This window comes from Varibaculum prostatecancerukia (assembly GCF_943169825.2).
GTDB classification, from domain to species: Bacteria; Actinomycetota; Actinomycetes; order Actinomycetales; family Actinomycetaceae; genus Varibaculum; species Varibaculum prostatecancerukia.
Genome location: NZ_OW968402.1, coordinates 1,005,685 through 1,018,536, shown reverse-complemented (window position 1 = coordinate 1,018,536; position 12,852 = coordinate 1,005,685). Strand labels below are relative to the sequence as shown.

Annotated in this window: 13 protein-coding genes; 6 read left to right on the top strand and 7 right to left on the bottom strand. The window is 52.7% G+C overall.

All coding sequences use genetic code 11. From position 1 onward, the window contains the following. Window positions 1–4: 4 nt before the first annotated feature. Window positions 5–151, bottom strand: a complete 147-nt coding sequence (locus KO216_RS04365) for a hypothetical protein (protein ID WP_215523070.1) — start codon at window positions 149–151, stop codon at window positions 5–7. A gap of 193 nt (window positions 152–344) precedes the next feature. Between KO216_RS04365 and KO216_RS04360 the strand changes: the two genes are divergently transcribed. Further along, a complete protein-coding gene (locus tag KO216_RS04360; RefSeq protein ID WP_215523069.1) occupies window positions 345–539 on the top strand; it encodes a DUF3117 domain-containing protein in 195 nt (64 codons plus the stop codon). An 82-nt stretch (window positions 540–621) separates the two neighbouring features. Here KO216_RS04360 and KO216_RS04355 read toward each other — a convergent pair whose 3' ends face one another. Genes KO216_RS04355 through KO216_RS04345 form a run of 3 tightly spaced genes read right to left on the bottom strand, consistent with a single transcriptional unit; the run spans window position 622 to window position 3,757 of the window. After that, window positions 622–1,845, bottom strand: a complete 1,224-nt coding sequence (locus KO216_RS04355) for a BMP family lipoprotein (protein ID WP_215523068.1) — start codon at window positions 1,843–1,845, stop codon at window positions 622–624. Next, entirely contained in the window at window positions 1,842–2,939 is a 1,098-nt protein-coding gene (locus KO216_RS04350; RefSeq protein ID WP_215523067.1) for a mannose-1-phosphate guanylyltransferase, read from the bottom strand. Before KO216_RS04350 ends, KO216_RS04355 begins: the two co-directional genes overlap by 4 nt. Window positions 2,940–2,965: 26 nt before the next feature. Then, a complete protein-coding gene (locus KO216_RS04345) occupies window positions 2,966–3,757 on the bottom strand; it encodes a DeoR/GlpR family DNA-binding transcription regulator (RefSeq protein WP_215523066.1) in 792 nt (263 codons plus the stop codon). A gap of 127 nt (window positions 3,758–3,884) precedes the next feature. On the opposite strand from KO216_RS04345, the gene KO216_RS04340 reads away from it, so the two are divergent. After that, entirely contained in the window at window positions 3,885–5,153 is a 1,269-nt protein-coding gene (locus tag KO216_RS04340) for a YihY/virulence factor BrkB family protein (RefSeq protein ID WP_215523065.1), read from the top strand. Between the two features lie 65 nt (window positions 5,154–5,218). On the opposite strand, the gene KO216_RS04335 is transcribed toward KO216_RS04340, so the two are convergent. Beyond that, the gene (locus KO216_RS04335) at window positions 5,219–6,448 is read right to left on the bottom strand and encodes a hypothetical protein (RefSeq protein WP_215523064.1); all 1,230 of its coding nucleotides are present in this window, start codon (window positions 6,446–6,448) and stop codon (window positions 5,219–5,221) included. 358 nt (window positions 6,449–6,806) lie between these two features. On the opposite strand from KO216_RS04335, the gene KO216_RS04330 reads away from it, so the two are divergent. Genes KO216_RS04330 through lipA form a run of 4 tightly spaced genes read left to right on the top strand, consistent with a single transcriptional unit; the run spans window position 6,807 to window position 11,064 of the window. Then, window positions 6,807–8,099, top strand: coding sequence for an O-acetylhomoserine aminocarboxypropyltransferase/cysteine synthase family protein (locus tag KO216_RS04330; RefSeq protein ID WP_215523063.1), 1,293 nt, complete (start codon window positions 6,807–6,809; stop codon window positions 8,097–8,099). 42 nt (window positions 8,100–8,141) lie between these two features. Next, window positions 8,142–9,329, top strand: a complete 1,188-nt coding sequence (gene metX, locus KO216_RS04325) for a homoserine O-acetyltransferase MetX (RefSeq protein WP_215523062.1) — start codon at window positions 8,142–8,144, stop codon at window positions 9,327–9,329. A gap of 60 nt (window positions 9,330–9,389) precedes the next feature. Next, complete coding sequence (gene lipB, locus KO216_RS04320; RefSeq protein WP_215523061.1) at window positions 9,390–10,064, top strand: lipoyl(octanoyl) transferase LipB; 675 nt, start codon at window positions 9,390–9,392, stop codon at window positions 10,062–10,064. Continuing rightward, on the top strand, window positions 10,048–11,064 hold the full coding sequence (gene lipA / locus KO216_RS04315) for a lipoyl synthase (RefSeq protein WP_215523060.1): 1,017 nt from the start codon (window positions 10,048–10,050) through the stop codon (window positions 11,062–11,064). Before lipB ends, lipA begins: the two co-directional genes overlap by 17 nt. Before the next feature lie 298 nt (window positions 11,065–11,362). Here lipA and KO216_RS04310 read toward each other — a convergent pair whose 3' ends face one another. Further along, the gene (locus KO216_RS04310) at window positions 11,363–11,722 is read right to left on the bottom strand and encodes a cupin domain-containing protein (protein WP_215523059.1); all 360 of its coding nucleotides are present in this window, start codon (window positions 11,720–11,722) and stop codon (window positions 11,363–11,365) included. Window positions 11,723–11,755: 33 nt separating this feature from the next. Continuing rightward, a complete protein-coding gene (locus KO216_RS04305) occupies window positions 11,756–12,559 on the bottom strand; it encodes a class I SAM-dependent methyltransferase (protein WP_215523058.1) in 804 nt (267 codons plus the stop codon). Window positions 12,560–12,852 lie beyond the last annotated feature (293 nt).

Below are 12,852 nucleotides of genomic sequence, written 5' to 3'. Positions count from 1 at the left end.
CGCCCTATTCTTTAAGTTGTCCCTCAGCGAGCAGCAGCACCGCGATAACAATCGTCAAAACAATCAAAGTGACCGGAGAAGCTGGGTGCCCGGTACCCCAGAAGAGAGTGGGGAAAAATCCAACAAAACTGGGGAAAAGTTTCACAGTCACTTTTTTACACTAACACCCACGCTATTTAGAAACTATCAGTTTCAAGTATCTAAAGTTGGACAGGAATAATATCAATAGCAACAAATAGCAGGTAAGTGACAAACACCTCCCCGGCACTAGGGCTTTCATCTGCTATAATTGGCTGAGTTAGCACTAATTTTACTGGTATTTATCTAGCTCTCTGGGGGTCAGCATGGCAGCAATGAAACCGCGAACCGGAGATGGTCCGTTAGAAGTAGCCGAGGACGGAGCTCGCACGGAAGAAGGTCGGGAAGTGGTATTGCGCCTACCGGCTTTAGGCGGCGGGCGCCTAGTAATCGAGATGAGTAAAAAAGAAGTCATCGATTTAGCAGCAGCTATTCATCAGCTCTATCCCGACGAAGCCTAATCTCAGGGGCTAATCTACCCACTGATAACAGGAACATCGCCGATTTTCTCTTTCAAAACCCTAACTAGCAGGAAGAATAACGCTACAGTTTTAAAGTTCCTTGCCGGAACTCCTCCTCAATGGTTTGCGACTTTTTCTTAACCCCATTAGGCACCGTAGAGTCATATTCATAGAATGGGGTAAGTCCCACCCAGCCGTTCTTATAGGTTCCCAAAATCTGAGTCGAGTTAGCGGCATATCGGTCTTTGCGTGCCTGTTCAATCAAAGAAATCATCGCCTGCGAAAGATCTGGAACAATCGACGTTAAAACGGGAGGGGTCTTTCCCGCCGGGCTTGACTGGGTTTGGTGACCATCAGTTAAATACCAAATCGCAGTAACCGAACCTACAGCATCATTTTCCGGCACAACCGCGGTCGGCTCTGAGGAAGGATTAGATTCTCCGGTGCTTTCAGAGGGGCTATTGCTGGCGGGCTCGCCATCTGGCTGCGCACTTTCGCGGGCTTCAGCAGCAGCTTTAGCGGCTTTTCCCCGATCCTGATTTTCCTTACTAATCGCTGATAACCCTGCTGGGCTCTGCGCTCCTTCAGCAAAGAAAATCACATCCGCACCCTGCTTTATTAGGGTTTCTACTTCGCCTTTTACCTGGGGAGCAGTAGTCTTCTCCCCCAGATATAAGCCATTTCCATTGGCTTTCGCATTAACTTTCACCGCTTGGGAATTTTTTTCGGCTTGTTCGGTGTTGTAGCGGGCAACCCCTTTAGCAAAAGCTGCCAGCAAAGTTTGATTAGTCCGGTTTTTCGCCCCCGCAATTGCCGCTACCTGCCCACTTGCAGAAGTACCCGCCGCAATAAACCCAGCTACATAGGCGGGCTGACTCAGGTCATAGGTAACTATTGCGACGTTATCTCGGGTGGCTTGAGCAGTAGCTCCCGGTGGCAGCAGCAGAGCAAAATGACGCGCTCGATGATATTTTGCCTGATTCATCAGGGGTTCCACAAAGGCCTCCCCCACCCCAATGATCAAGGAGCAGTTGATAGAAATATCGCGAGCGATAGCCTTCTCTATCTTTTCCGGGGAATCAACCATGCTGCGATGGGCGGCCACCCCCAGCCGTTTCTTGCCGTCATTTAAAGCGCTGATGGCACTGGAGTTAATCGAGCCCACCTTGTCTTTCCCCAAGGTCAGCAGGCAGGTGCGAAAATCTGCGGCATTTATATAACCCGTGGGTGCCACATTGGTGCCTGCACAACCCGCGAGAGTCAAAGTCGCTACAAACAGCGCTATCGCCTGTCTTAAGAACCTCAAGCTAGTTCCCCTTGTTCACTGGCCATGTCCCCTATTTTTTGGGCATTGTCTGCGGTGGTCACCAAAGTTACGTCCCCGCGGCGGATCACTACCGCGTTAGGAACTCCTAGAACTACCAGTTTTTCTTCGCCCTGGTGATCAATAAAGGCACCGGGACTAGCAAGAACCTGAGTTCGTCCGTCTCCTCTCACTATCGGGGTTTGCAGATTGTCACCCGCTAGCGCAGCATGTAGGGAATCAAAATCTCCCACATCTGACCAACCAAAATCCGCAGCAGCGACTACGGCTACCCCACCGGCTGCGGCTACCGGTTCCGCTATTGCGGTATCGATGGGATAGGAAGGTAGGGAGTTCCACAGCTCTTTGAACTGGGGACTTCCTTCCTCATAGTTGAGCATCTCTTGGATGGTTTCAAAGTAATCAGGGAGCAGTTTTTGCAGGTGAGAGAGCAGGATCTCGGTGTTGAAAACGAACATTCCTGCATTCCAAAAGTAGCCCCCGGCTTCTAGGTAGCTTCTGGCCTGACGCTCAGAGGGTTTTTCTTGAAAACTTTTCGCTACCAGAACTGCTGGCTGCTCACTTTCCGAACTCAAAACTGTATCGGAAGCACAGATATAGCCGTAGGCAGTGGAAGGGTGGGTAGGGGCTATCCCAATAGTTACGATTTTTCCGCCCTCGGCGGCTTTAACTGCCGCAGCTACTGCGCTGCGAAATGCAGCTACGTCTTTGATCGCATGGTCAGCCGCAAAAGATCCGGCTATCACGGAGCCATATTTTGCTTGCAGCCGCGCCGCTGCCCAGGCAATTGCTCCGAGAGAGTTTTTCCGGCTGGGCTCAAGTAGCGCCACATAGTTACTGCTCACCTCGGGGTTTAAACGTTCGGCTAGGTTTTGGGAGGCTACAGCTGCGGCGTGATCGGCACCGGTTACCACCGTTAAGGACGCAGCTAGAGGGCGAAGTCGATCCACAGTCGCTTGCAGAAGGCTAGACCCCTGACCCAGCAAGTCAAGTAGAAATTTGGGTTGCCCTGCCCGCGAGAGCGGCCAGAGCCGGCTTCCGGGGCCTCCAGCGGGAATTATTAGGTGCAGGCTCATGACTTTACCTATCTTTACTGATCCGATTAGGGCTCGCGCAGGTCCAGCATTATTTGCGCCTGGGTCAAAGCCTCCGCTATTTCTGTAGGCGGCTCCGTGGCCGATACCACCCGCGAGAGTTGCTTCAGGGGGCAAACTACGTTTAACGCCGTGCGCCCCCAACTGCGGGTAGGCACCATTACGGTAGCAAATTCACAATTGCGAACCAATACTCGTTCCAAAGCTGCTTTATCAAGATTTTCACAGCTCAAGCCGGTTTCTTTATCTATTCCTTCTGCCTCTATGAATACCGAATGGAAATAAAAATTAGCGGCATTTGCCAAGGTGAGCGAGCCTAGATTTTCATAGTTTTCCGGTTGTCCTCCAAAAATAATTATTTGGGCAGGGACAGTGCCGTTGTCGCGCTGCTTTTGTTGGGCATCGTCGAGAATCTTTGCGACTGGCAAAAAGTTAGTTGCTACTGTAAGCGAGGAAAAAAATTCGCTCTCGGTTATTAGTTTAGCCAGAATGGAGCCGCAGCCTCCGCCTCCGATAAACACACTAGAGCCTGGCCGGATAGTTTCTAGTGCGGCTTGTGCGAGTAGTTTTTCTTCCCCGCTAGGAGCGCTAGCAGGCAGGTTTGCGCGCCCCGGTTCTACCTCGAGCCTAACCGCACCGCCATGAACCCGCTCGAGTAGCCCTTTTTCCGCCAATACCCGGATATCACGCCGCACCGTCATTTCTGATACGTCCAACAGCGTTACCAGGTCAGTTACCCGCACTGATCCGTTTTGATTTACTTGCCGTAAAATTTCATCGTGCCGCTGGTGCGCTAGCATGAGCTACTCCATGTCTGGGAAAATCTTTCCCCTAGACTACCCCAAATGTTCCTAATTGTCTTTTTTTCCGAGCGTTTTTGTTCGTTTCAAGAATGCTTTCGCAATCTGAAACCGCTAGATTGAAACTATGCAAGAAATCAACAGCTCGCCGCAGCTATCGGTGCGCGCTCGCCACCCTGAACAATTTTCACCTACTTTTTCCGAGGTGAGAGCACAAGCAGGGATAGCAGAAAAAGCTAAAACATTTGCCCTCTGGATTCAGCGCACCCGGATCGTGCGTTCGCTCATGCGTTACAGCAATGGACGGGGAGCGCTGCTGGCTGGCGGAATTGCTTATTCCGCGATTTTTTCGCTCGCTGCCGCCCTCACAATTGGGGTCACGGTCTTGCTAGGAGCCCTCGGGCGTAGTCCTCGCCTGCAGGATGCCGTATTTTCCTCGATTGCTACTTCCCTACCGGGAGTGCTGGAATGGAACGGTTCTTCTGGAATCTTGAGTCCCTCAGATCTGGTACTTTCCACCTCTTTTTCAATCACCGGAATAGTGGCGATAGTAGTGCTGCTATTTTCCGCTACCGGGGTAATGCGGGCTATGAAATCTTCTATCCGCGCCATGTTCGGAATAGATCAGGTACCTGCCGGGGCGGCAATGGAGAAACTGCGAGACCTGCTGGGGTTTGTGGTTATTGCTTTGGGAGTGGGCGCCACCGGGATTTTAACCTTGATGAATTCGATTGTTGGGAAGGAAATATTGCTGGCAATCGGGGTGGAATCTGCGTTTGCTTCGCTGCTAATTCGATCCGGATCTTTCTTTATTAGTGCCGCTATTGACGGGTTAGTCCTGTGGATTTTGATTCGTTTTGTGGCTCTAGTCAGAGTCCCAAAAATTGATCTTCTCTGCGGTTTAGCAATCTTCGGGATGCTATCCACCCTGATTAGATCCCTGGGAACCTCGGTAGTGGGAGCGGTTGATAATCCCCTACTTGCTTCCTTTGCGGCTATCGCCACTTTGCTGCTGTGGATTAACTTGCTTTCGCGAGTAATGCTGATCTGTTGCTCGTTTATCGCTAATCCTCCTAAGGCACTCAAAGTTACAGAAGCTGAGGACGTGCATGGCACCGAAACGCCTAACTATGTTTCCCTATCTTCACCACTCACGTTGGATTGGGCGCACCACCGATTGAGCGGAAAGGTTGATTTGGATGAGCCCGCTGACACTACTTTGCCCGAGCAGTCAACGCTAAGAACGGGGAGAAAGTGGCGTTCGCGCCTGGTTACTGAAACTGGGAAACCCTGGCAAGGAAAAGTTTCTGCCTATATCGACCGTCTGATTGCCCGGCAGGAAAAGCGAATAGCTTTCCTGCACTCTCTTAAAGACTCGCGACGCGATCCTCACTAGCGCACGCAAATACCCCTAGACCCCAACTACCATTTAAAAGCCGGACGCCAGAGGAAACACCTGCGTTAGTAATCTCCTACAATCCGGTTCTTCATATGGTGAATCATCGATGAGCGCAGTCCCCCATCAAGGGAGAGCATCGCCCCACCCAACAGTGAAAGTTTGGAAAAACGCTTCTTTCCGGCGACTCCCACCAAACCTGCTCCCAGCAGGCAAACTCCTACCACCAACTGCGCAATGTTCGCAGCCTTCATCAAAGTGGGATGCTCTATTTCCATCTTCCGCAAGATACCGAAAGGCGTTTTCGCGTCCTCATCAGAATACAGAATCCGCATATCCACGCTGTGCCCCATGGCAGCCGCCCAACCAGGTTCATGGAAGATTTCGATTCCAGGTACGTCTTCTAATTCCAGACGCCCATAGAGGAAGGCAGCGGCTTCAGCTGGTAGTCCCAGGACTTCGATTGCCCGCACCATACCATCTTGACCTGGTATTTTGAATGTTTCTGCTAACTGCTCAGCATCGCAACCATCGGTTTCGGCAATATGCTTCGGGGAAGAAGAATGGCCGAGGTATTCGCGAACCGCCTCTAGTAGGACTGGATCCGGATTTTCGACTGCTCCCGGAACCACTTGATTTTGTAGCAACCAGGAGTGAATCGCCAGTTTTTCTGGGTCGGCACTTTCATCGGAAGTCACTGCCACTATCCGCTGGTCATGGTCAGAAACATAGAGTCCCAGAGCCGGGATTCGAGAAATCAGGGAGCCTTCTACGAGGTCAGCCCGGATAGTTTCATAGAATAACGCAATCCGACCCTCCGGAAGGGTGATACAGCCTAGGGTTTTACCTTCTGAGGCGGCGCAAAATGGCACTGAAGAAACCGGCATTTGCGAAATCTCCACTACCCGCACCCGCTGGGTGGAATCGGCGTTGCGTGAAGGCATTGGTTTATCAGCCGGCAGTTTATTGGCATGATATTCGCCGATTAGCACATCGGCCTCAAACTTCTCTGCCAGTTTCTCTACTACTTCTGGAAGCGCCGCCCCTACTCTCAGGGGTTCGTCTGCTTCATCCAGGGAAGCCAGACCATCAGCTTGGTTGCGCAGCATATTTATCCCCAACAAGTGGGGAGTGTCCGGGAACCAGTCAGCCTCAGCAACGATGTTTTGTTCCTGGAAGAACTGACAAACCGCAGTGGGATCCAGTTTGGCAGCTACCATCGCTCCCTCTTGAACATTCCAGGAAACTACCGGGTCAGCATTGGCGTCCACGCTTGGCAAGCTGTCTTGGCTCATAATTTCTCCTTTACGGTTATTCCTTCCTCCAGATTAACCGCTGAGAGGCGCTTTTTCAGCCATTAGAGCGCTTTGTAGCTAAGAATTTTCTTTTACCGAAATAGTGACTTAGTTCTCAAAGTTTGAAAATAGCTTGTATTATTCGGGGAATACTGGGTTATCTTAGGTGCATGACACGTCGAATGTTCAGCTGACCCGCACGGTCAGCTCTTCTCAGTCCGCCCCTAGGCGGCGACGCGTTTGCCCGTGCAAAGAAAGTCCCTTTGGACTGCCTTGCCGGGCTTTTTCTTTATCCGAAGTGGACTATTGGCAAACGTTTTATAAAACCCAAATCTACTTTTTAAAAGGATAAAAGAAAATGACTAAGCAAAACTGGGGTTTCAATACCCGCCAGATTCACGCCGGATACCGCCCCGATAAAGAAGTGGGATCCCCGGTACCACCCCTTTATCAAACCAACGGCTATGTTTTTAAGGACGCGAAACAGGGCGCCGATCGCTTCGCCCTAAAAGAACCCGGCCCCATCTACACTCGCCTCAATAACCCCACTAATGAGGTTTTCGAGGAGCGGGTGAACTCCTTAGAGGGCGGAGTGGGGGCGCTTTCGACTTCTTCGGGAGCCGCCGCGATTGCCCTAACTATTTTGACGATTGCCGAAGCTGGCGACAATATTGTCGCCTCCCCTTCGCTATACGGAGGCACCATCGCGTTCCTGGCCAACAACCTGCCGCGTTATGGCATCACCACCACTTTCGTTGCCGACCCTACCGACGCCGCGCAATGGGAGGCAGCCGCCGATGACCGCACGATTGCTTTCTTTGGGGAAACTATTCCCAACCCGAAGAATGATTTTCTGGATATTGAGGCCGTGGCACAGACCGCTCACCGCGTCGGGGTTCCTTTTATCGTGGATAACACGGTAGCTACCCCCTATTTGACCCGCCCCCTAGAGTGGGGAGCCGATATTGTGGTGCATTCGGCCTCGAAATATCTGTGCGGACACGGAAACTCTATCCAAGGGGTGATTGTTGATGGTGGCTCCTTCGATTGGGGCGCCGACCCGGAGCGTTTTCCCCAGTTCAACCAGCCGGATCCCTCCTATCACGGCCTGGTCTATAAAGACCTAGGGGAAAGCGCATTCATCCTGAAAGCCCGAGTGCAGGGACTACGCGACTTTGGGTTTGCGGCTAGCCCCTTTAACTCTTTCCTAGTAAATATCGGGATTGAAACCCTTTCGCTGCGGGTGCAACGCCATGTAGAGAACGCCCAGAAAGTGGCGGAGTTCTTGGAGGCGCACCCGCAGGTAGCATCGGTTAACTATTCGGGGCTAGCATCTTCTCCCACCCATGATTTGCAGCAAAAATATGCTCCCGGCGGTGCCGGCGCGGTTTTGGCTTTCGATTTAGAGGGCGACCGCGCAGATGGGGAGGCGTTCGTGGACGCTTTGGGGTTGCTAACTAATGTGGCGAACCTGGGAGATTTGCGTTCCCAAGTTATTCACCCGGCTTCTACTACCCATTCGCAAGCTAATGAGCAAGAGTTGGCGGCGGCGGGAATCAGCCAATCCACTATCCGGGTTTCGGTTGGTCTAGAGGACGTAGATGACATAATCGCTGATCTTGAAGCGGGATTCGCGGCAATTAAGAAGTGACCCTCGGTAGCTGCAGCTAATAGCAGTTGAAGGAAGAAAAAAATGCAAACGGTAACTAAGGATAACGTTCAAAGGGCTGGGATTAATCCCCGCCAACAGTATCCCGGCACTAACTGGGCAAATAATCCCGCCTGGCTACCCGGAGATGACCCCGGTAACCGCCAGTTTGTTGCCCTGGGAGAACTGCCTCTAGAAAATGGGGGCAGCCTGCCGGGAGGCTACCTGGCGTATGAAACCTGGGGTACGCTGAACGCGGATGCCTCTAATGCAATTTTGATTGAGCATGCGCTAACTGGTGACTCCCATGTGATTGGGTCGCAAACCACGGCGCATCCCACTGCTGGCTGGTGGGAGCGGGTAGTAGGCCCAGGCAAACCAATCGATACGGATCGCTACTTTGTGGTGGCTCCCAATTGTCTAGGGGGATGCCAAGGATCTACTGGCCCGGCCTGGCCCGCCCCCGATGGTCTACCCTGGGGTTCACGGTTTCCAGAAATCACTACTCGTGACCAGGTGCGCGCGGAAAACAAGTTGCGGGTACATCTGGGGGTGTTGTCGTGGGCATTGATAGTCGGGCCTTCGGCAGGAGGATTCCGTGCCCTGGAGTGGGCGTGCCTATATCCGCAGCGCGTACGGGCCTTGGCGCTGGTCGCTACCGCCGAAGCGACCAGCGCTGACCAGACCGGTTGGGCGCATATGCAGGTTCGTGCCCAAGAGCTAGATCCCACCTTTGATGGTGGCGACTACTATTTAGCGGCCGATAAAGAAGCGGGTAACCCCGGAATGGCGCTGGCTCGACAAATCGCACACGCCACCTACCGCACCAGCACCGAGTTAAACACCCGTTTTGGGCATAATCCCCAATGCGGTGAAAATCCTCTGGCAGGTGGACGTTATGCGGTGGAATCGTACCTGGATTATCACGGTAAGAAACTGACGCGGCGTTTTGATCCTGGTTCTTATCGGGCGTTAACTCGCGCGATGATAACTCACGATATTGGGCGCGGACGTGGCGGTACCCGCCGCGCCGCCGGCTCAATCTCCGCGCTCACCCTAGTTATCGGAGTAGATTCCGACCGCCTATTTCCGGTGGAAGAATGTGCGGAACTGGCGCGTCAGATTCCGGGTGCCCAGTATCGGCAAGTCACTTCTTCTTCCGGTCACGACGGTTTCTTAGTGGAAACCCGACAAGTGGAAGAAATCTTGGGCGATTTCGTTGCTGGCTTATAGCACCTCCGAAAACCCTATTTGAGACGACCGGATCTACCTAAAGCAGGTAGGCTGTAAGGCGTGCAAATTTTGGATTTAACCACCGAGCTGCAGGACTACCGCACTCTGGATAATCTACATAAACAGGTACACGGCGAGGTAGCAGCGGGAACGCGAGAAAATACTGCTCTCTTGGTGCAGTACTCCCCTACTTTCACCGTCGGCCGCAACACCAAACCGGAAGATGTGCCCAATAAAGATGTACCGGTGATTGAGGTTAACCGCGGGGGATCGGTTACTTGGCATGGCCCCGGGCAACTAGTTTGCTACCCGATAGTGAAGCTACCGCAGCCTCTAGATGTTATTCGCTTTATTCGCGCCGTGGAACAGGTAGTTATCGATACCTTAGACCCCTATGGGATTCATGCGCAGCGGATTAAGGGTCGGGCAGGTGCCTGGATTGTGCGGCCGGGTGAAATCGATAAGAAGATTGCCGCCATCGGGATTCATACTGCTCGGGGTGCTTCTATGCATGGTTTCGCCCTCAACGTGAACCCCACTTTTAGTGATTTTGCCCGGATAATTCCCTGCGGTCTCGCCGATGCTTGGGTAACTTCTATGAGCGAACAAGGCTGCCAGGAAACCGTGACCTCCATGCGCGCCCCGGTAATAGCTAGTTTGCAGCGCATCTTAGATACCCCTTACTTTAGAGGGGAAGGACAACGCGGGGAGGACGAAAATGTCTACACTTCCTGAGGTGGGAGACCGCAAGCTATTGCGGGTAGAGGCACGGAACGCCCTCAGCCCCATCGAAAACAAGCCAGACTGGATAAAAACCAAGGTAGTTTCGGGTAAGAACTATATGGATATGCGGCACCTGGTGCGCCGCTCCGGGCTAAACACGGTCTGTGCGGAAGCCAATTGTCCGAATATCTATGAATGTTGGCAGGATCGCGAAGCCACCTTCCTGATTGGCGGCGCGGTCTGTACCCGGCGCTGCGACTTTTGCGATATTGCTACCGGGCGCCCCAGCGAATATGACCGCGAGGAACCTAGCAGGGTCGCGGACTCGGTTGCCGAACTAGGTCTGCGTTACGCTACGGTCACTGGAGTTTCCCGCGATGACCTGCCTGATGGAGCCTCCTGGCTGTATGCGGAAACTGCCCGCCAGATTCACGCTAAATCCCCCAATACCGGGGTAGAACTACTTGTAGATGACTTTCGCGGACACCAAGGTGCCCTTGAGGAAGTATTCTCGTCTAACCCCGAAGTATTCGGACACAATCTGGAAACCGTACCCCGGATTTTCCGGCAGATTCGCCCCGCCTTCCGCTATGAGCGTTCCCTAGAGGTTTTAGAAGCCGCCTCAGATGCCGGTTTGATTACCAAATCGAACCTAATTTTAGGGATGGGAGAAACCCGCGAGGAAATCGAGGCCGCCCTGCGCGCCTTGAAAGATGCCAAAGTCGATATTATGACCATCACCCAGTATCTGCGTCCTTCCCCTCTGCATCACCCCATCGATCGCTGGGTAAAACCAACCGAGTTTGTGGAACTTTCAAAATATGCCTATAACCTGGGATTTTCGGCGGTTATGGCCGGGCCGCTCGTGCGTTCTTCCTATCGGGCAGGGCGGCTGTGGGCGCGCGCCATGCAGGCGAAAGGCCGGGAGTTGCCCGCTAATCTGGCGCAACTAGCGGAGGAAGGCACCGCGCGCCAAGAGGCCTCCGCCCTGCTAGCGTCCCGTACTTCCTAATATGCGTGGGTAGCGCAGGGAGTAAGTTTTTCCTCCCGCCCAAGAATTCGGAAAAAGACCGTAGGCATTTTCCGAATTCTTATGCCCACCGCGCCCACTCGGATAAAACTTACTCCCTGCTCCTTGCAAAAATTCCTCGCACGCTCCCGGAAGACTTATCTTACTGAGCCCTATCCTGCTGGGCGGATACTTCTCACTTCTCCCAGCGATAACTTCTTCGCATGTTTAAGTTGCTGCTAGTTTAGCGGGCGCTATCCGGCCAGAACGATAAAACTAAACTGTGTGATTGCTTTTTTGACTAGTCGTTACTTTGGGTTTGCGGTCTTGCCAGCATGTAGAGCACCATTTTTGATGGCTTGATGGCTTTAACGGCATGCGGCAATCGGGTGGTGAAATGTACTAAACCACCAGGTAATAGGGTTACAGTTTTACCTTCGGCGGTAATTTCGAGTTCACCTTCTAGGGTTTCGACGAGCACCGGCATCGCAGCCGTGTGCTCGGAAAGCTCCTCGCCGGCATCGAAGGAAAATAGCACAACGTTGACGCCCTCTGCGCGCAGCAAGGTTTTTGAGACAGTTGAGCCTGCCGCGTACTCGATTTCATTAGCTAGAGTGTTGATAAAACCTAGGGCTGGGGATGCTGGAGTTTCAGCGCTCATAACGGTTACCTTTCAGGTGATTAAGGAGATAAATTACTTGGATGGCTTCTTAGCTACTATAGCGATTCCGGTCAGGTGGTCGCGGTATTTGTTGAAAGTGGATCGCATCTGAAGAACCCGGGCTCGTAGGTCTTTATCCCGGATTAGGTTACGGATAATCCGGGCTACCCCCAAGAGGCCTTCATCTGCCAAGTTGCGCCTGGGCGATAGTAACGCCATCGGCGCAAAACCTATCCATTCCACCTCAAAACCCGCATTCGTGAGTACCGCTCGCCATTCATTCTCGGTCAGCGGGCGCGCGTTAACTCGAATCGTCCGGGCTAATTGCTTGCGTAACCCGTCAGCCAACTTTGGGTCAATATCATTTGGGGTGAGCCCGAGCTCGTGGATGGCGTAACGACCCCCTGGTTCCAGGAGACGAAATGCCTCAGCAACGATTTCGGCTTTAGCTTTCTCACCTTGCATTGTTAGCATCGCTTCACCGACCACTACCTCAGCGCTTTCACTACTCAACCCGGTGTCTTGCGCTTTGGCGTTAATGACTGTTCCACCGGAGGGTTTAACGATGGCTTCTACCCGTGCGACTGCCGCCGGATCCTGATCAACACCAACATAGGAGGCTACACCTTCGGTGATGATTAATTGCGCAGTACGACCCAGCCCTGGAGCGAACTCAACGATTTCTTTTCCCTGCATATTGGCTGCACTCAACATCCGTTTCGTCAATTTCAATCCGCCGGGGCGAAGCACCCGCTTTCCGGCACGAGCAAGCACCCAATGTCCGGCAGCAGTACTGGTTGAACGATCAGATTGTGGCAATGAAGACGCATTTTCCATACCAAAATCCTAATAACTAAGGTAAACCTTAGTCAAGCATTAGTGGCTATCAAATTTGTAGCAGCGGCACCGAACCACCACAGCTCTCTTGGGGTCTAAGTTACGTTTAGGAATGTGCAGGGCGCGCCGAGAAGCCTCCGTCCTGCTAGCGTCTCGTACTTCCTAATATGCGTGTGTAGCGCAGGGAGTAAGTTTTTCCTCCCGCCCAAGAATTCGGAAAAAGACCGCAGGCATTTTCCGAATTCTTATGCCCACCGCGCCCACTCGGATAAAACTTACTCCCTGCTCCCTAC

Coding starts and splice junctions, on each gene's coding strand:
- KO216_RS04360 (WP_215523069.1), top strand. CDS start 345: ATGGCAGCAATGAAACCGCGAACCGGAGATGGTCCGTTAGAAGTAGCC.
- KO216_RS04350 (WP_215523067.1), bottom strand. CDS start 2,939: ATGAGCCTGCACCTAATAATTCCCGCTGGAGGCCCCGGAAGCCGGCTC.
- KO216_RS04345 (WP_215523066.1), bottom strand. CDS start 3,757: ATGCTAGCGCACCAGCGGCACGATGAAATTTTACGGCAAGTAAATCAA.
- KO216_RS04340 (WP_215523065.1), top strand. CDS start 3,885: ATGCAAGAAATCAACAGCTCGCCGCAGCTATCGGTGCGCGCTCGCCAC.
- KO216_RS04335 (WP_215523064.1), bottom strand. CDS start 6,448: ATGAGCCAAGACAGCTTGCCAAGCGTGGACGCCAATGCTGACCCGGTA.
- KO216_RS04330 (WP_215523063.1), top strand. CDS start 6,807: ATGACTAAGCAAAACTGGGGTTTCAATACCCGCCAGATTCACGCCGGA.
- metX (WP_215523062.1), top strand. CDS start 8,142: ATGCAAACGGTAACTAAGGATAACGTTCAAAGGGCTGGGATTAATCCC.
- lipA (WP_215523060.1), top strand. CDS start 10,048: ATGTCTACACTTCCTGAGGTGGGAGACCGCAAGCTATTGCGGGTAGAG.
- KO216_RS04310 (WP_215523059.1), bottom strand. CDS start 11,722: ATGAGCGCTGAAACTCCAGCATCCCCAGCCCTAGGTTTTATCAACACT.
- KO216_RS04305 (WP_215523058.1), bottom strand. CDS start 12,559: ATGGAAAATGCGTCTTCATTGCCACAATCTGATCGTTCAACCAGTACT.